Source organism: Devosia sp. A449 (assembly GCF_054489375.1).
On record NZ_JBTMWU010000010.1, the window covers coordinates 14,489 to 31,355 of the forward strand.

Consider the following 16,867-nt stretch of genomic DNA (forward strand, 5'->3'; position numbering starts at 1 on the left):
TGGGGCGAGGCAGCCTCCAATGTCGCCAGCAACGATGTCGGCTCTCGGGAAAAACGAGGTTGATCTCAATGAACGATATGGGGTCGCAAGGCGCCACTCCGGAGCGGAAAAACATCGTTTCTCCTGCGGCCGCCTTGGCCAACGGAGAAATGTTATGGGTATCTCACAGTATGATCCCGGCGGCGCAAGAAGACCGGCTTGGAATGCCGGTAACAGGTCGGCGCGAAGTGGGCGCCCAAAGTCCGGCAGATATGGTCGATCCGCTTTTTCCTGGACCGGGAGGGGCGGATGAGGGACCGGGCCCTCTTCGACCTTGCGATCGACAGTAAGCTGCGGGGATGCGAACTGGTGAAGATCAAGATCGGCACGCTCGTAGCCGGCCCAACCATCCGCGCCAGGTCGATGGTGGCTCAGCAGAAGACTGGGCGACCGGTTCAATTCGAAATCACTGCCGACGCCAGAGGCAGCTTGCTCGACAGGGCGTCGACGTCGACGACGCCCTGTCGCTGTCCGAGGCCACTGAAATCTAACCTAAGCGACGTCGCCGATGATCATGAAAGCGCCGTCGGCGAAGCGCCCCACTCCGGTCGTTGCAGGTCGCAACACCACGTCCCGAAAGCGGCCGTTCGGTCACGTCCAATGTCTACGACCGCCGCGATGGGGTGGCTTGCCGTTTGTGAGCCGATGTCCATCTATGGCCTAATCTGGCAGAACGGCGATCGACCCATTCATTTCTGCACCTTCCGAAGTCACAGCGGATAATGTTCAAAGTATATCTAGACTTTAAAACTTACAAGTCCATTACTTTTTCTGAAAGCAAAATGTAATACGTATATTTTTGGAACTATATCTAATCTATTTCATTTTCTATCCATCCCATGCTTCAAGAATGGAGAGCCGAAACGAATTTTCTCGCTGGAATTGCGACCATAGCAATGCGGAGCATTCCAACTATTTCCTATGCTCAGTCCGCCGACGTTGACGCAGAAGCCGACTGATCCTGCCTGGCGGCCGTCGTTTTGCCGGGGGCGATAACCAATGAGGTTCCCATGTTAAAGTCCCGACTTCTAGCGGGCGTCGCGCTCGCAACGCTTTACCTTCCTCTAACGTCATTGTCGCCCGCGATGCCGCTTGGCGTCACGACCGCCCAGGCCCAGGCCCAGTCCGTCAGCGTCAGCTTCCAGCTGTTCTTCGACCAGCTCGAGCCGCATGGCGTCTGGGTCCGCCATGCCCGGTATAATTACGTGTTCTGCCCCACTGGCGTCGATACCACTTGGCGTCCCTATAGCCATGGCCGCTGGCTCTATGTCGAAAACCGGGGCTGGTACTTCGCCTCGGACGAACCCTTCGCATGGGCGACCTATCACTATGGCCGCTGGTTCGCCGACCAGGAACTCGGCTGGTGCTGGGTGCCGGGGACAAAATGGGCTCCGGCTTGGGTCAGCTGGCGCCGCAGTGACACCATTGTCGGTTGGGCGCCCCTGCCGCCGGAAGGCGATGGATTCGCCGTATCGCTTGAAATATCGCGCCTCGAGCTGCCCGAGGGCTACTGGGTTTATGTGCCCACCAAACAGTTCGTCGTGCCCGACCTGGCGATCAACATCGTCCTCGGCAGCCAGCAGCCGGACTATTATGCCCAGACCCAGTTCCTCGGTCCCGTCGTTGTCGAGGGCGACCTGGTGATCAATAACGTGATCGACATCACCTATATCGAGCAGACCATCAACCAGGAAGTCATCATCTATCAACCGCAGGAGGCGGAGGATCCTGCAGCCCAATCGGTGGACATCGACGCCCAGGCGATTGCCATCTTCGATCAGGACATCACCGAACCCACGGAAGAAGCCGCCCCGCCTGAAGCCGTCGAAGGGGCCGACGCGGCCGCCACGATCGAGACCGAGGGCGGCACCGCCGGTGCCACCGCTGATCTGCCGGAAGAGACAGGAGCCGGAACCGAGGCTGCTGTAGCTCCGGCCAAAGACGAGCCCGCCAGCCCGGACGCAGCGCCCGAATCGGGCGCCGAGCAACCGGCTGCCGATCAGCCCGCCGCGAACCCGGCAGCTCCGGCTGAGCCGGCCGCCGAGGGCGAGGTAGCCCCCGCCGAGCCTTCGGCCCAGCCCGATTCCGCAGCCCCGGCGGATCAGCCGGCCGCGACGGACGAAACTACTCCCGCCGCTGGCGACGAGCTTCTGTGTCCGCCCGAAACGATGGTCGACGGCAAATGCCCGCCCCTCCCCGGTGAGGACCAGCAGCCTGCCGCTGCCGACCCAGCTGCTCCGACCGACGTGGCGCCGGCACCGGACGCTGCACCCGCAGATGCGGCGCCCGCCGAAGCTGCTCCCGAGGCTGCTCCTGCACCCGAGCCAGAGGCGGCTCCGGCCGATGCGCCGGCGGATGCCGAAGCTGTCGAACCGGGCGAGGCAACGACGCCTAAGAAGCCGCTCTGCCCGGTCGAACTCATGGTGGATGGCAAGTGCCCCTTATTGCCCGGGCAACCTGCGCAACCTGCCCAGTAGTAGCGCAACAAAACGGACCAAGGGCGGCTTTCGAACCGCCCTTTTTCGCGCTCACGCCATGGCTGCTCAGGCACCCACCTTACAAATTCCTGACAACCGCCAGTGGCGAATTTTAATGTGATAGATCAATAGCTTAGGAACCTTATGAGCGGCCTGGGCATTGACTTCTCAACCAAGCAATGGAGGCTCACATGCCCATCGAACGAGAAACCGTCGTAGAACGACGCCCTGACGAAACCGTGGTGGTCGGCGGCGGCAACCCCTTTGGCATTATTGGAGTCATCATCGCCGCGGTAATCGCCGTGCTGCTCATCCTCTGGCTGGTCAATGGCGGCATTTCGAGCAATGGGGACTCGGTCAATGTCGACCTCCCCAACGTCACCGTGACCGAGTAAGTTCGATGATGTTGGCCACTCGCTCACGCCAGAAGCGCGCTGCATTCGCCAGGATCGCCATGCTAGTGACGCTTGCCGTTTTGCTGTTCACGCCGCAGACGGATATCGGTGGCATCCAGGCTCTGACGAGCTTCCTGCCCTCACCCATGGCGGCGCAGTAGCTCTCCTCTTCTTGCGCCCGGCCGGTTGGTAGACCAGCCAGCCGGGCGATCTTCTCCACGCACAACCATGGGATGGAAGAAATGATCACGCTCATTCTCGTTACCGGCTTTATCCTCGCGTCATGCCTGGCGGCAGCGGGTCTCATTGCCGGCACGCTGCAGGGCGAGGACGCCGGAACCAGCATCGAGCCCGGCCATGACTGGGCATTTAGGGCTCCGCCGCGGCGCCGGGTTTAACCAGCGGCAGGGCAATGGTCACGATCAACCCGCCCACCTGGGCGCGGCTGAAGCTCATCCTGCCCTGGTTCATCTCCAGGATATCGGCGGCAATGGCCAGCCCCAGCCCCGAACCGGGCAGCGTCTGATCGAGACGCAGGCCCCTGGTGCCCAGCAGTTTCAGTTGTTCCTCGGGAATGCCCGGGCCGTCGTCGCAGATTTCCAGCACGGCATTGCCGGTGTCGCACATGCTGCGGATGACGATCCGGCTCGATGCCCATTTGGCGGCATTCTCCAGCGTGATGCCCACCAGTTCCATCAGGTCCTGCCGGTGCACGTCGACCCAGCAATCGTCCGCCAGCTCGGCGATCCAGTGCAGGCTTTCCCCTCGCCCGGTCTTCTTGAGCACGGTAAGAGTCCGGATAACGGCAGTATTCAGCGACGAGCGCGTCGAATGGGCGGTGGTGCGCACCCGCAACGCCGCCAGCCGCATCTGATAGTCCACCCGCTCCGACATTTCGAAGCTGAGATCCTGCAGCAGGTTGGCCTCCGCCTCGTTGCCCGTGTCGCGCAGCCGTTCGGCTATGCCATGCACCGCGGCCAGCGGCGTCTTGAGCCCATGGGCCAGGTCGGCCGCCCGGGATCGGGCCCGTTCCATCATCACCTCGCGCGCATCGAGCAGGCCATTCACCTCCTGCACCAACGGCCCGAGCTCGGTGGGAAACGCACCTTCAAGCCGCTCCACATCGCCGCCCCGCACCGCCTCGATGGCGCGTTTGACCCGGCTGATCGGCGACAGGCCCAGCTTGATCTGCAGCCAGGCCGCCAGCATGATCAGGCCGCCCAGCAGCAGCAGCACCTGCGCAGCGTCCCGGCTGAACTGCTGCGTCGCCTGGTGAATAGGGTCATGGTCCTGTCCCACCGTGACCAGGAAGGGCCGCGTGCCCGCGCCGTTCTCGATTTCGAACAGGCGCGTCAGCAGGATCAGGTGCCGGCCATCCGGCCCAGCCTCATGGTGGACGACATCGTCCGCACCCGGTGCATTGATGACAAAATCCCACAGCGAGCGGGAGCGCGCGACCTGGCCGGTATCGAGTGCCTCGATCTGCCAATAGCGGCCGCCGAACGGGGTCGCGTATCTGGGGTCGGGCAGCGGCGTACGGAGGCTCGGAACCTCGGTCGACGGCACGATGACGGCCGCGAGCCGGGTCAGGGCGGCCTCCATATCCTCGCGGCTGGAACGCTCGACATTGACGCTGAACAGATATTGCAGGGCCAGCCCTGCGGCGATCAGCGACACCGCGACCCAGATGACGGCCAGCCCCATCATGCGCAGACGGAGCGAATGGAGGGTCAAAATCCATCACCCAGCGCGTATCCGAAGCCACGCCTGGTCTTGATGACATCCGCCCCCAGCCGCTTGCGCACCCGGGCGACGAGAACCTCCACCGCGTTGGAATCCCGCTCATAGTCCTGGTTGTAGATATGCTCGGTGATTTCCAGCTGCGAGATGACATGCCCGCGCCGATGCACCAGGTAGGAAACCAGCTTGAACTCCTGCGGCGTCAGTTCCATGGGCACGCCATCGGCCGTCACTTCCATGGTCCGCAGGTCCAGCAAATACTTGCCGAAGGCGACGCGCGACGATGCCAAGCCATTGGCCCGGCGCACCAGGGCGCGCAGCCGCGCCACGATTTCCTGGACATGAAAGGGCTTGACGACATAGTCGTCGGCGCCCGCCTCGATGCCATCGACGCGCTCCTCCCACTGGCCCCTTGCCGTCAGGATGAGTACCGGCGTCAGCCGGCCCGCCTTGCGCCAGCGCCTGAGGATGGTGAGGCCATCGATCTGCGGCAGGCCAAGGTCCAGCACGATGGCGTCATAGGCCTCGGTATCGCCGCGAAACCACGCTACCTCGCCATCGCGTTCGCGCTCCACTCCGAACCCCGCCTTGCGCAGCGCGGTGGTGAGGGTCTCGGCGATCCTGTCGTCATCCTCCGCTATCAGCACCCGCATCGCTAATTCCCTACATGCAGGCCCGAGCGGGCATAGTAATATTCGGTGGCCACTTTGCCGGTCGGAGTCAGGACCGTGACCGCATAGAGCAGGAATTTCCCTGCCTGCTGCAATTGCGCATTGATCACCTCGCCTCCGGTTCGCGTCCGTATGTCGGGCAGGATCGTCGACAGCGACACCGCCCGCCTGGCCTCCACCGCGGCCAGCACCTCGCTTTCGGACAGCTCCTCAATGGCACCGCCGCCTTGGCCAGCGGTCACCGGCGCGCCGCCCTGCCCAACACCGTTGGCGGCCCCGTTAGCGGGTCCACCCTGATTTCCGTTCGTGGCCAGGCCTGCGCCCGCAGTCAAGCCCGCATTTACATTCGCATTGCCATTGCCATTGCCCTGTCCCTGAGCCCAACCGGGCGGCGAGACGGACAATGCGACAGCAAGCACCAATGCGAAGGCGACGTTCGAATTCATGATAGCTACTGCAATAGACGCTTTAGGCTGACAAAACGCTGACAACCACCGTCACGGTTCCATCAGTGGCCGTCTGCTACCTTCCCTCCTTGACGCCCGAGATCCCATGCCGCTTCCCGATCGTCAGTACAGGGTGACCGGCATCGACAACACACCGCCCCCGCGTTGTCGATGCCGTCCGCCTCTATGCGATGAATTCATCGAACGTTCTCAGGCTAGCGGGAAGCCGACTGGGACTAGGTGAAAACGTTCTGCCACACTTTGCCGAGCTGCTGGCGAGAACTGAGCCGGATCGCTTCGTCGGCAACATGTCCAAGGTCCGCCGCAAAGACCACGTGTTCCTTGATTACCTCCGAAACGGCCAAGGCAGCACTACCATCTGCCCTTGGTCGACTCGCGCCGGCGGCACACCTGCGACTCCTCTTCTATCCATTCGGCCACTTGCGGCCGAATGGATAATTAAGATGGGTGCCTCACAGTATGATCCCGCCGCAGCGGGACGCCCGGCGTGGAATGTCGGCAAGCAAGTCGGCGCCAAACGACCGTTGAAGGTCCGGCAGATATGGGCGATCCGCTTCTTCCTCGACCGGGAGCAGCGAATGCAGGATCGAGCCTGTTTGACCTCGTGATCGACAGCAAACTGAGAGGCTGCGATCTGATCAAGTTCAAGATTGGCACGCTAGTCGCTGGTCCTTCGATACGAGCCAGGTCGATGGTGGTCGAGCGTCACCCGCGCTATGTGATGCTGATCAAGGTCGCCAAAAAGATACTGAAAGCGTCGTCTCCGCCCTGATCAAGCAGTCACAGAAATTACCCGGCGAACTCTATCGATCGCTGACCTGGGACCGCGGCAAAGAGCTCCGGGTCGTTGACGCGGTCCATGACCTTGAACACCGTCTTGTCGAACTTCTCTCCGGTCTTCGGGCGTCCTGCAACTGTTCGGCAGCGATGCCGGCGCTGAAGGCGAGGTTCGTGCTGTCGTGAATGAGGAAGGCCTGCAGGTCGGCGGAGACCATTTCCATGTCGACGAGACATTGCGGGACGTGGTGGACGGGCTGTCCGTAGATGGCGTCGGACCGTTCGGCGATCGTGCGGACGTACTCCTCCGCATTGATCTTGCCGTCGCCAAATCCGAACATGTGTCGCCCCCCGGTCGGCGCACACATTAGCTAGGTGACAGCAGAGCGGCCGTCGCCGGCAGGGAAAGCGCACTCCATTTGGATTCGCATAATATCTGTTGTGGAAGCTCGAGCTCTTGCCCCGCTATCTGCCTGGGGGTGGCGGTGCCGCACGACACGATTGTCACTGCATAGACAGATGAACAGCCGCATCCTCAGCAAAAGCCGGAGTGATAAGTGGGAACGAACCCAGGTCTGGAATATCAACTTCCTTCGGAGTGACCAGGATCACGGCCGCGGCTAGAACGAGCGCAGATTTCAGCATCAGTGCTGCCCTGCGTTTTTCTCTGATCATCATCATGTCAGCCTCCGTCTCTGCTCGAGTCTCCCTGTGCCAACGACCGGAGAGCGGAAACTGTTCCGGTCGAGGTTATGACCAGCGCAGAATTCTCCAGGAGCCATAATGATAGGATTTCTGATCAGGTATTGGCTTTCACGCGAAAGACCACAGCACAGGATCGAAGCCGCCATCCGCAAGATCGCGTTGGTCGTCCTGCCGAGGTCATCATAGCTGGGAATTACCCGCAGGTGGCCCGAACAAGATTTCCGGCAGCGTCGGTTTCGAGGTTTAGGCGCTCTTCAAGGTAGTTCTGAATCACGGCCTGACCAGGCGCGATGACGCGCACCTCACCTTTGGATTGGACCGCTACGCCACCTATCTGGACGTCGGCTGCGGTCGATCCCGTGACCGGTTGGCCGGCCTTGTCCTGACGCAGAGACGCCCCACAATCGGACGGCGGCGGAAGCTGTGCCGCAGGCGGGGCCATGTTCGTGCACCCGGTGAGAATGAGAGCGGCGGCGAGGGCAGCAACGCCCGGAATAAAGTGCAGTGTCATTGGTGGCTCCTTCTAGCTAGCCGCACCATCACAGCGCGGTTTGGCTATTTTGAAATGCAACGACTTTGCGGCGGCTCGTTTGTGACGTCCTCCGACGATGGCAATCCAGATACGCTTTCCGAAAACGGCGAACGTCCTTCTTAGTTCTCCCATCATTTCAACCTGCGGCAGGCATGCCTAGGATCTTATTCCCCATCGGGTTTATCTCGAACCTCGTCGGCGGGGCTTAGGTGCAAGATAGTCTCGTCTGTCGGCGGGAGATGCGCCAGCTCGATGGCGAGGTCGACCGCTTCGTCGATCAGGGCGAGCAGAGGTGCCGCGTTGGGGTCACGCGACAGAACTGCCATGGCCTGCTCGAGGTGGTCTCTGGCCCGCACGTAAAGCGGGTGGGGCAGGGTAGTCGGCTTCATCATCACGCTCCGGGAGCCCCCACCCCGTAGTGCGCCTCAATGGTGTCTGAGAAGACAATGTCAGCTGGCCACATTGATTGAAATTTGAACCACACCAAATGAAAAACCTGCCCGCGTGGTAACGAGCAGGCCCACAAAACTGCCAGCAGGCCTTTCTCAAACTCCCAAATGGATCGTCAGGACGTGGCTGTTCCCATCGAGGGGCAGGCGTAGATCGCCGATGGATGGGGGTAGGACGGCGCCGTCGAGGGTGACCTGGCGGGTGTCGGGGCTGCCGTGATCAGCGTTTTTGACGCGGATATCGTATCGCGTGGTGCCGAGTTTTACGCTGGCTTCGAAGTCAGTCCATGTGGTCGGGATGCAGGGGGCGATCACTAGGATTTGGCCTTCGCGGCGAATGCCCAGGATCGCTTCAATGCCGGCGCGATGCATCCAGCCAGCCGATCCGGTGTACCAGGTCCAACCGCCACGGCCGACATGCGGGGCGACCGAATAGACGTCGGCAGCGATCACATAGGGTTCGACCTTGTAGCGGTCCACCTGCTCGGGCGTGTGCGCATGATTGATGGGATTGAGCAGCCCGAACAGATCGTGAGCCTCGTCGCCCTGACCGAGTTTGGCAAAGGCCATGATCGCCCACATCGCAGCGTGGCTATACTGTCCGCCGTTCTCGCGCAGACCCGGCGGATAGCCCTTGATGTAGCCTGGATCATGCGGGGTCTTGTCGAAGGGTGGTGTGAAGAGCAGGGCCAGGCCATCGTCGCGGCGGATCAGATGCCGTTGCAGGGATGCCATGCCGGTCGCAGCCCGCGATGGATCGGCGGCGCCGGACAATACAGCCCAGGATTGGGCGATGGAGTCGATCTGGCATTCGTCGCTCAGTTTTGAACCGAGCCAGGTACCATCGTCAAAGGTGGCGCGGCGATACCATTCGCCGTCCCAGGCATGGCGTTCAATCGCTGCCTTCACGCGAGCCATATGGGTGCGCCAACGTTGTGCGCGCTCAGGGGCGCGAGCTTCGGCCAGGGGCAAAAACAGCGTGATGGTGCGGATGAGCAGCCAGGCGAGCCAGACGCTCTCGCCCTTGCCGCCTTCGCCGACCCGGCTCATGCCGTCGTTCCAATCGCCGGTGCCCATCAATGGCAGGCCATGTTCGCCGGTCAGCTCGAGGCACTGGTCCAGCCCGCGCGCACAATGCTCGAACAGGGTCGCGGATTCTTCCGCAACCATCGGCTGGAAGAATGCATCGTGTTCCTCTGGGCGTAAGCGCGGGCCTTCAAGGAAGGGCAGGTTTTCGTCGAGGACGGCGATGTCGTTTGCCGCGGCGACATAGGTCGCGGTAGCAAAGGCGAGCCAGACGCGGTCGTCAGAAATCCGCGTGCGAACCCCTTGGCCCGATTGCGGCAGCCACCAATGCTGGACGTCACCTTCGGGGAACTGGCGGGCGGCCGCGCGAAGCAGATGGTGCCGGGTTTCGTCGGGGCGCGCAAAAGTCAGCGCCATGCCGTCCTGCAACTGGTCGCGGAAGCCATAGGCGCCGCTGGCTTGATAGAAGGCCGAGCGGGCCCAGACCCGGCAGGCCAAGGTCTGATAGAGCAGCCAGCCATTGAGCATGATGTCCATGGCGCGATCCGGCGTCTTGACTTGGATGGCGCCGAGCAGCTCGCGCCAATGGGTTGTGACCTCGGCCAGAACCTTATCAAGGTCCGCGCCGCGGTAGCGGGCGATCAGGGTCTGGACAGCCTCGAGCGAACTGCCCTGGCCAAGGAATGCGACGATCTCGATGGTTTCGCCGACGCCGAGTTCAATGACCCGCTGTAACGCGGCGCAGGGATCCAGCCCGGCGCCGCTGCCGCCCGACAAAGGAGAGCGTCCCAGCAGCGCGGTAGGTGCAGCCAGGCTGCCATGACGGCCGATGAACTCGGTGCGGTCAGCCGTCCAACCGGTCTGGTGACCACCGAGGTCCATGAAGGCGATCCGGCCGGAAAATGCAGGGCTCCAGGGATTGTGGGCGAGGATGGCCCCTGTAGCTGCATCGACGTCCGTCGCAATGAACGGCGCCGAGGCGCCGCGCGACGTCCCAAGCACCCATTCGGCGTAGCTGGTGAGCGACAGGCGTCGGGCCCGGCCCGATTGGTTGGTGAGGGTGAGGCGCGAAATCTTGATTGGATCAGCCAGCGGCACATATTGCAGCAGATCGCTCGCGATGCCGTTGGCCGTGTGCTCGAAGCGGCTATAGCCAAAGCCGTGGCGGGATATATAGGTGCCGCCGTCGCGGATCGGCTGGGCCGTCGGGCTCCAGAGGTCACCTCTGACTTCGTCGCGGATGTAGAACGCTTCGCCGGTCGGATCGGTGACGGGATCGTTGGACCATTGCGTCAGCTGGTTTTCGCGGCTGTTTTCAGCCCAGCTATAGCCGCTGCCTTCGGTGGAAACCTGGAAGCCGAAATCAGGATTGGCAATGACGTTGATCCATGGGGCTGGGGTGTTCTGGCCGGTGTTGAGGACAGTCACATACTCGGTGCCGTCCTTGTCGAAGCCGCCCAGGCCGTTGAAGAACTCCAGCGCTGGTGCCGGCAGGATGACAGGCTCACCAATCCGATGTCCGCGCACCAACAGGGGCGGGGCTGCCGCTGCTTGCACCAGGTCGAGCTGGTTGGCGATCGAGCCGTGATGCGCGTTGAGAACCACTCTGGCCACCGACCGGAGCAGGGCGCGTGCTTCGACGCTCATCAGGTCGGCGCGCAATGTGTAGACAGCGCCTTGCCCGAGCGGCTCGCCGAAACTCGGCCGCAGCTGGCTGCTGCGGACTGCGGTCTCAATGGCAATCTGCAGATCCTGCACATAGGACGAGCCGCGCTCGTTGATGATGACGAGATCGACGCCGAGCCGCTTCATCCGCCAGTATTCCTGGGCCCGCAACAATTGGCGAACCTGGGCGATGTCCTGGAGATCCTCGATGCGCAGCAGCACGATGGGCAGGTCGCCGGATATGGACAGCGGCCAGAGGCCCGACTGGGAACCGGCGCCCTTGCTGATCAAATCCGAGGGTGGGCGGAAGCGGCGGTCGGCATAAAGGATCGGCGCGGCCAGGCGCTGGAAGTCGGCGGCCTCCAGTGCCTCGACATCCAGGTGACGCAACTGCACCTGCGCCTGGGTCCAGGCCAGGGTTTTGGCGCGCTCGAAGGCGCTGCGGTCATGGTGCTTATCGAGCAAATCCAGCAGCTCGGCACGCGAGGCGGCGACGATGGTCCAGAAGGCCACGCGCGAGACCTTACCAGGCACCACCCGCAGGCGGCGGCGCAGCGAGAAGATCGGGTCCAGAACCGTGCCGACCGTATTCGAGAGCGGCTCACCCGTTCGGAGCACGGCCGCATCACCGAGCGCACCGGCCTTACCGATGAAGCGCGCTCGATCGGTTTCGTATTGTGGGTCGGCCGCCAGTTCGCCTTCCACCACCGCGAAATGGGCGGCCCAGACTTCCGGCTCGGTCGCGGAGCGGGGGCGGCGGGTGGCAATGATGGCGTCGAACTCGGCCAGATGCTCGGTCTGCACGAACATCTTGGCGAAGGCGGGATGGGCATTGTCAGTCGCCGGGGTGGTGAGCACGACTTCGGCGTAGGAGGTCAGCTCGATTTCGCGGGCGCGCCGGCCGGTATTGGTCAGCGTGACACGGCGGACTTCGCCATCATCCTCGCCCGAAACCAGCACATCCATCGCCGTGGTCAGAGCGCCATAGCGGCGCGTGAACTCGGCATGATCTTCGCCGAAGATGATCTCGTCATGATCGGCATCATTCTTGACCGGCTGCGCGCCGGCGGACCACACATTGCCGCTCTGCACATCGCGGAGAATGATGAAGGAGCCCCAGTCGTCACGGGTCGCGTCTTCGCGCCACCGGGTAATGGCGATATCGCGCCAGCGGCTATAGCCCGAACCGGCGGCGGTGAGCATCACCGCATAGCGCCCGTTCGAGAGCAAGTGCGTGATGGGCTGGCCGCCCGATGGCGCGTGCAGGCGGCGCACGGCGGGGGCCTCCCCGATGGCCTCTGCCGGTGAGGCTTTGACCTCCTCGGCGCGCGGATGGGTGGTGACGATGTCGCGCGGCACGCGTTCCTGCAGCAGCAATTCGCTGGCCCGGATCATCGGCTCGCGGTGGAAGCGGTCGCGCATCTGGCCATCCAGCAGCGTGTTGGCGATCGCCACGATGGTCATGCCCTGGTGGTGGGCCATGAAGTTGCGGACGATGGCTACGTCCTTGTTTTCCGGAACGCGCGAGCGGGTGAAGTCCAGGGCTTCAAAGAAGCCATAGCGACCGTTGGCACCCATCTCGGCGAGGCGCCGATAGTTGCGCAGCGCGTCATGCGGATCGACCATGGTGGCCAAGCCGGTCGCATAGGGCGCAATCACCGCATTGTCGGACAGGCCGCGCTTGAGGCCGAGGCCGGGCACGCCGAAATTGGAATATTGGTAGGTGAATTCCATGTCACGGGCATTGTAGGCGGACTCCGAAATGCCCCATGGCACCCCCAGCGAGCGCCCATAGGCCTGCTGGCGTTCGACCACGAGGCGGCTGGTTTCTTCGAGCAGGCTCCCCACCGGCTCGCGCATCACCAGTGACGGCATCAGATATTCGAACATCGAGCCGGACCAGGAGATCAGCGCCGAGCCATTGCCCAGCGGGGTAGCCGCCCGACCCAGGCGGAACCAATGCTGGGTGGTGATATCGCCCTTGGCCACGGCGAAGAGGCTCGCCAATCGGGCTTCAGACGCCAGCAGATCGTAGCAGCTGGGATCGAGGCTGTTATCGACCAGCGAATAGCCGATCGACAGCAATTTTCGGTCCGGATCGAGCAGCCAGGCAAAGTCCATGGCCAGCGCCATCTCGCGCGCCGCATCGGCCAGCCCCTGCAGGCGATCGGCCAAGGCGGTCGCCGGGGCGCCCGCTTGCAACAGGTCGCGCTCATGCTCAAACGCCGTTCGCCGCAATGCCTCGCACCAGAACACCAGATCGAGCGAGCTGTCATGCCCCACCAGCGGGATGAGGTCCTGCGCCGCCTTGGCGGCCTTTTCGGCCATTCGCCTGAGTGTGGGCGACAACGCATCGGTGGTGCGGGTGGCGTTGAGTTCGGCTTCTATCTCATCAAAGGCTGTCGCCAGCTTTAGCCCAGCCTCGCCCTGTGCCGCGGGCAAGTCTGCAAGTGCCACACGCGCCAGTTGCAGTGTATCGGCCAAGCCAGCCCGGCTATCGAAAGCCAATGGCGCCAAAATCCACTCTTCGCAGGCATTGGCCAGGGCGATCAGGTGCCCGGCCAGATTGCCGCTATCGACGGATGACACATAGATCGGGTCGAGCGACCGCAAATCCTGGGTGTCGTACCAGTTGAACAGATGGCCGCGGAACTTGGTCAGCCGACGGATCGAGGCAAATGTCGCCTCGAGGCGCTCGATAGTTTCGGTGGTTCCAGCCCAGCCAAAATCCCGGGCCGCAACGGTCGAGAGCAGATAGAGCCCGATATTGGTGGGAGAGGTTCGGTGAGCAATGGCAGGCCGCGGGTCTTCCTGGAAGTTGTCCGGCGGCAGCATGTGATCGGCTGGCGTGACGAAAGTCTCAAAGAACCGCCAGGTGCGGCGTGCGATCAGGCGCAATTGGTCGGCGTCTGTCCCGGACAGAACCAGACGCTTGGGCAGAGTGGGCGCACGGCTGGCCCAGAGCGCCAGCGCCGGCGCTAAAAGCCAGAGCAGGGCAAACGGCAACACCAGTGGCCAGGACGCGGGCGCAATCGCCACAGCGCTGGCGCAGATGACGAAACCCAGCACCGTACCGGGCGCCATTGTCCGGTAGAAGCCGAGCAGGTTCAGCCGCGGACTGCCCATCGATTGGGCCGCGGTGGTCCATTCCAGCAAGTGCCGGCGGGTGACGAACAGCCGTGTCAGCGTGCGGACGATGGCGTCCCCCATGCGCCACGCCTGATCGGGCAGGAAAGCGATGGCGAGAAATGTCTGTGTGGCCGCGAGGCGCAGATCCGCAGCCACCGCGCCGAAATGGTCGCGCAGCCGGACGCCGGTACGGCGATGCAGCACCGACAATAGGGAGGGTAGAAACGCCGGCAGCGCCATGGTGCCGAGAACGATGAGCACGCCGAGAACGCCCGGCCACACCGGCAACAGCCAGCTCAGCCCCAGGCCCATCAGGGCAAGCGGTGCCAACAGGGAGCGGCGCAGATTGTCGAGCATCTTTCCACGCCCGACCGCGGGAACCCCGTGGACGCCGGACTGTCGTTTGAACAACCAGGGCAGCAATTGCCAGTCGCCGCGGGTCCAGCGATGCTGCCGCTTGCCCGCAACGTCGTAGCGCGAGGGCGCCCCTTCGACCACTTCGATATCGGAGGCGAGGCCCGCCCGTGCAAAAATCCCCTCGAACAAATCGTGGCTCAGCAGGGCGTTTTCCGGGACGCGCCCCTCCAGCGCTGCCTCGAAGGCGTCAACGTCATAGATGCCCTTGCCGGTATAGGAGCCCTCGCCGAAGAGATCCTGATAGACATCCGAAACCGCCGCCGCATAGGGATCCATGCCGCCGGGCCCCGAGAAGGCCCGCTGATAAAGCGAACCTTCATTGCCTTGAGGTAGCGACGGGGTGACGCGCGGCTGCAGGATGCCGTAGCCTTTGATCACGCGTTTCTCGGCTATGTCGAATTGCGGGCGATTGAGCGGGTGCGCCATCTTGCCGATCAGCCGCAGCGCAGCCTCACGCGGCAACCGCGTATCGGCGTCCAGAGTGATGACGTAGCGCACATCGCTCGGAACATGGGGCGCAATGCCGGCAATCGGCGCGAAGGTCGTGTCGGTCGCCCCGCGGAGCAGCCGGTTGAGTTCGTGCAACTTGCCGCGCTTGCGCTCCCAGCCCATCCATTTGTCTTCATTGGCATTAAACACCCGCCGCCGATGCAGCAGGATAAAGCGATCTCCGGCGGGGGCGGGGCCATAACGCTGGTTCAGCTTGTCGATAGCAGCAGCCGCCACAGCCAGTAAGGCAGCATCGCCGTCGACGATTTCCTGGTCGGCATCCATGCCGTCCGGCAATAGCGCGAACACCAGATCGCCGCCGGCGCCAGCCAGATGGTGCACCTCCAACCGCTCGACCTGCTCGAGCAGGTCGGCTTCATCGGTCAACAGGGTCGGCACGGCGACCAGCGTGCGCAGTGACTGGGGGATCCCCTCGGTCAGCTCCAGCCCCGGCAGCACCGTCGCCCCAAAACTCCAGGTGACGCCGCGGTTGATCAGCGCAGTGGCGACCTCGGTCATCGGCAGGAACACCAGGATCGCAAAGGCTATCAGCCATCCCGCCGTCCCGCCAATCACTGCCAGCGCCCAGAGCGACAGCGCCAGCAACAGTGCGGTGACCAAAAGAATGGCGCCGATATAGCCGCCAATGCCCAGTCGGACATTGAACCGGCTGATCAGCAGCCGGGGCGGGGCGCGAAACGCAATCGTGCATTCGAGCGCCGGCCGGCCTTCGGCGATCAAGTAATAGCCCGGGTCGGTGGTGCGCTCGGCATCGACAGCGTCGGGCTCCTCCAACGCCGCTTTTAGCGCCTCGTCGGCGACGTCGAGTTCGGTGAATGCCGAGCCGCGGGCGAGTTGCTCGATGGCGCTGCGGTAAAGATTGCGGGTGGCAAAATCCATCTCGCCGAACGCGCTGCCCGCGCGCAGCCGGGCGTCGACCAGACTGACGCTTTCGAACAGATCCGCCCAGTCGATATCGGAGATCAGCCGCATGCTGGTGATGACATTGCGCACACTGACATTGGAGGTGCCTTGGCGCTGCTGGGCGTGCTGCACCACGGTTTCAACCGAGGTGCCCTGCAAGCCTAGCCGTTCTTCCAGCCAGCCCAGGGCAGGGGTGGTCCTCGGGTCGCGGTCGCGCAAGCGCTTGGCCAACTGGGCGGCAAACACTTCGGAGAGCGGTGCCGACGAGCGCAGGGCGATGTCGTTGTCCAATGCAGATCGGGCATTGCCAGACGTCAGCAGTCGATTAGCCAACTCATCGGCGTCGGCGCGCTTGATCCGCCCGATGCTCATCTGGTCGGCCAGGCGACGGAGGTTTTCGATGAGAACAATGCGCAGGGTGATGGCCACGGCCCACAGCTCACCAATGGTCAGCGGCTGCACCCGCTGGTAAGCCGCAATGAAGCGAACCAGGGTTTCGGGATCGAAATGGCTGTCGGTGTGGGCGACGAACGCCCAAGCCAGCCCGAAGACGCGCGGATAGCCGGCAAACGGTCCCTCGGCGAGCTTGGGCAATTGGCGATAATAGCCGGGCGGCAGGTCATCCCGGATTTCGCGGATCTGTTCTTCGATCAGGTGATAATTGTCGAGTACCCATTCAGCAGCGGGCACCACGTCGCGGCCCCTCTCCAGTTCGGCCGCACTGGCGCGGTAGGCGGCGAGCAGCACCGCTGCATTGTCGGTGAGACGCGCATGCAGCGACAGCACGCGCGGCGGCGCATTGGTGACCGGCTGTGCGGCGGCCAGGCTTTCGGCATGTTGTTCAAGCCGTTCGACCCCGAATAGTTCCTCCCGCACCGGTGCTGTATCGCTCCAGACCAGAGATGATCGGGGATATCCAAAGGCGCGGCGCAGGGGCGAAATCATAAGCATCGGCCCTTGCCGTT

The 16,867-nt window shown here is 63.2% G+C and carries 12 protein-coding genes and 2 pseudogenes; 5 read left to right on the forward strand and 9 right to left on the reverse strand.

The window, feature by feature from the left end; all coding sequences use genetic code 11:
* Positions 1-154: 154 nt before the first annotated feature.
* The 3 genes and pseudogenes from ACX3OW_RS19925 to ACX3OW_RS19935 all read left to right on the forward strand — a co-directional run.
* Positions 155-474, forward strand: a pseudogene (locus ACX3OW_RS19925) (site-specific integrase); the annotation flags it as partial.
* A gap of 650 nt (positions 475-1,124) precedes the next feature.
* Positions 1,125-2,516, forward strand: coding sequence for a DUF6600 domain-containing protein (locus ACX3OW_RS19930; RefSeq protein ID WP_459097547.1), 1,392 nt, complete (start codon positions 1,125-1,127; stop codon positions 2,514-2,516).
* Between the two features lie 191 nt (positions 2,517-2,707).
* Entirely contained in the window at positions 2,708-2,911 is a 204-nt protein-coding gene (locus ACX3OW_RS19935) for a hypothetical protein (RefSeq protein WP_459097548.1), read from the forward strand.
* Here the strand turns inward: ACX3OW_RS19935 and ACX3OW_RS19940 are convergent.
* The 4 genes from ACX3OW_RS19940 to ACX3OW_RS19955 form a co-directional block, all read right to left on the reverse strand.
* Positions 2,895-3,167 (reverse strand): hypothetical protein, encoded by a 273-nt coding sequence (locus ACX3OW_RS19940; protein WP_459097549.1) that lies wholly within the window; start codon positions 3,165-3,167, stop codon positions 2,895-2,897. The genes ACX3OW_RS19935 and ACX3OW_RS19940 overlap by 17 nt on opposite strands.
* 113 nt (positions 3,168-3,280) lie before the next feature.
* Positions 3,281-4,645, reverse strand: coding sequence for an ATP-binding protein (locus ACX3OW_RS19945; protein ID WP_459097550.1), 1,365 nt, complete (start codon positions 4,643-4,645; stop codon positions 3,281-3,283).
* Positions 4,642-5,304, reverse strand: coding sequence for a response regulator transcription factor (locus tag ACX3OW_RS19950; protein WP_459097551.1), 663 nt, complete (start codon positions 5,302-5,304; stop codon positions 4,642-4,644). The genes ACX3OW_RS19945 and ACX3OW_RS19950 overlap by 4 nt, the downstream gene beginning before the upstream one ends.
* A 2-nt stretch (positions 5,305-5,306) precedes the next feature.
* The gene (locus ACX3OW_RS19955) at positions 5,307-5,768 is read right to left on the reverse strand and encodes a PepSY domain-containing protein (RefSeq protein ID WP_459097552.1); all 462 of its coding nucleotides are present in this window, start codon (positions 5,766-5,768) and stop codon (positions 5,307-5,309) included.
* A 191-nt stretch (positions 5,769-5,959) separates the two neighbouring features.
* On the opposite strand from ACX3OW_RS19955, the gene ligD reads away from it, so the two are divergent.
* Both ligD and ACX3OW_RS19965 read left to right on the forward strand, forming a co-directional pair.
* Entirely contained in the window at positions 5,960-6,397 is a 438-nt protein-coding gene (gene ligD, locus ACX3OW_RS19960; protein WP_459097553.1) for a non-homologous end-joining DNA ligase LigD, read from the forward strand.
* A gap of 44 nt (positions 6,398-6,441) precedes the next feature.
* A pseudogene (locus ACX3OW_RS19965) lies at positions 6,442-6,629 on the forward strand (IS30 family transposase); the annotation flags it as partial.
* On the opposite strand, the gene ACX3OW_RS19970 reads toward ACX3OW_RS19965, so the two are convergent.
* The 5 genes from ACX3OW_RS19970 to ACX3OW_RS19990 all read right to left on the reverse strand — a co-directional run bounded on the left by ACX3OW_RS19970 (position 6,593) and on the right by ACX3OW_RS19990 (position 16,847).
* Positions 6,593-6,907, reverse strand: coding sequence for a hypothetical protein (locus tag ACX3OW_RS19970; RefSeq protein WP_459097640.1), 315 nt, complete (start codon positions 6,905-6,907; stop codon positions 6,593-6,595). The pseudogene ACX3OW_RS19965 and the gene ACX3OW_RS19970 sit on opposite strands and share 37 nt — an antisense overlap.
* Positions 6,908-7,070: 163 nt before the next feature.
* Positions 7,071-7,247: a hypothetical protein gene (locus ACX3OW_RS19975; protein ID WP_459097554.1), complete on the reverse strand. Its 177-nt coding sequence runs from the start codon at positions 7,245-7,247 to the stop codon at positions 7,071-7,073.
* Between the two features lie 217 nt (positions 7,248-7,464).
* Complete coding sequence (locus tag ACX3OW_RS19980; protein WP_459097555.1) at positions 7,465-7,782, reverse strand: I78 family peptidase inhibitor; 318 nt, start codon at positions 7,780-7,782, stop codon at positions 7,465-7,467.
* Positions 7,783-7,967: 185 nt separating this feature from the next.
* Positions 7,968-8,192 carry a hypothetical protein gene (locus ACX3OW_RS19985; protein ID WP_459097556.1) on the reverse strand — a complete coding sequence of 75 codons (225 nt, stop codon included), beginning with the start codon at positions 8,190-8,192 and terminating at the stop codon, positions 7,968-7,970.
* A gap of 156 nt (positions 8,193-8,348) precedes the next feature.
* Positions 8,349-16,847 carry a GH36-type glycosyl hydrolase domain-containing protein gene (locus ACX3OW_RS19990; RefSeq protein ID WP_459097636.1) on the reverse strand — a complete coding sequence of 2,833 codons (8,499 nt, stop codon included), beginning with the start codon at positions 16,845-16,847 and terminating at the stop codon, positions 8,349-8,351.
* Positions 16,848-16,867 lie beyond the last annotated feature (20 nt).

Excerpts from the sequence above, each read along its gene's own strand:
- ACX3OW_RS19980 (WP_459097555.1), bottom strand. The coding sequence starts at position 7,782 with ATGACACTGCACTTTATTCCGGGCGTTGCTGCCCTCGCCGCCGCTCTC.
- ACX3OW_RS19985 (WP_459097556.1), bottom strand. The coding sequence starts at position 8,192 with ATGAAGCCGACTACCCTGCCCCACCCGCTTTACGTGCGGGCCAGAGAC.
- ACX3OW_RS19950 (WP_459097551.1), bottom strand. The coding sequence starts at position 5,304 with ATGCGGGTGCTGATAGCGGAGGATGACGACAGGATCGCCGAGACCCTC.
- ACX3OW_RS19975 (WP_459097554.1), bottom strand. The coding sequence starts at position 7,247 with ATGATGATGATCAGAGAAAAACGCAGGGCAGCACTGATGCTGAAATCT.
- ACX3OW_RS19930 (WP_459097547.1), top strand. The coding sequence starts at position 1,125 with ATGCCGCTTGGCGTCACGACCGCCCAGGCCCAGGCCCAGTCCGTCAGC.
- ACX3OW_RS19970 (WP_459097640.1), bottom strand. The coding sequence starts at position 6,907 with ATGTTCGGATTTGGCGACGGCAAGATCAATGCGGAGGAGTACGTCCGC.
- ACX3OW_RS19935 (WP_459097548.1), top strand. The coding sequence starts at position 2,708 with ATGCCCATCGAACGAGAAACCGTCGTAGAACGACGCCCTGACGAAACC.
- ACX3OW_RS19940 (WP_459097549.1), bottom strand. The coding sequence starts at position 3,167 with ATGAGCGTGATCATTTCTTCCATCCCATGGTTGTGCGTGGAGAAGATC.
- ACX3OW_RS19955 (WP_459097552.1), bottom strand. The coding sequence starts at position 5,768 with ATGAATTCGAACGTCGCCTTCGCATTGGTGCTTGCTGTCGCATTGTCC.
- ligD (WP_459097553.1), top strand. The coding sequence starts at position 5,960 with ATGAATTCATCGAACGTTCTCAGGCTAGCGGGAAGCCGACTGGGACTA.
- ACX3OW_RS19990 (WP_459097636.1), bottom strand. The coding sequence starts at position 16,847 with ATGATTTCGCCCCTGCGCCGCGCCTTTGGATATCCCCGATCATCTCTG.